Below are 537 nucleotides of genomic sequence, written 5' to 3' on the forward strand. Positions count from 1 at the left end.
GAAAAGGCTGTGGATTTTACTAGCAAAGAGTTCCACCCTTTAGCTAAAAAGGCTAAAGATATGGCCAGTTCAGCCCAATTAATAGGGCTTATTTTTTGGGCTTTTATTTGGGGGCGTTATCTTTTAACGCTTTATTTGAAGTAATTAAATTTTAGGGAGACACATGCAAGATAATTTAATCAATGAAACAAAAAATATTGTAGAAGTGGGGATTGATTCTTCTATTGAAGAGAGCTATTTAGCTTATTCAATGAGCGTGATCATAGGGCGCGCTTTACCGGACGCTAGAGATGGTTTAAAGCCTGTGCATAGGCGTATTTTGTATGCGATGCATGAATTAGGCCTCACTTCCAAAGTCGCTTATAAAAAAAGCGCTAGGATCGTGGGTGATGTGATTGGTAAATACCACCCCCATGGCGATAATGCGGTTTATGATGCACTAGTGAGAATGGCGCAAGATTTTTCTATGCGTTTGGAATTGGTGGATGGGCAAGGCAACTTTGGCTCTATTGATGGCGATAACGCTGCAGCGATGCG

2 protein-coding genes are annotated in these 537 nt (G+C 41.0%); both read left to right on the forward strand.

Annotation, left to right across the window (positions count from 1 at the left end):
* Positions 1-9 precede the first annotated feature (9 nt).
* The gene (locus IE271_RS44740) at positions 10-144 is read left to right on the forward strand and encodes a diacylglycerol kinase (RefSeq protein WP_506005305.1); all 135 of its coding nucleotides are present in this window, start codon (positions 10-12) and stop codon (positions 142-144) included.
* Between the two features lie 19 nt (positions 145-163).
* The coding region (locus IE271_RS44745; protein ID WP_506005304.1) for a DNA gyrase subunit A at positions 164-537 on the forward strand (374 nt) is incomplete at its 3' end.

Origin of the sequence: Streptomyces minutiscleroticus (genome assembly GCF_014650875.1) — a bacterium.
Taxonomy (GTDB): domain Bacteria; phylum Actinomycetota; class Actinomycetes; order Streptomycetales; family Streptomycetaceae; genus Streptomyces; species Streptomyces minutiscleroticus.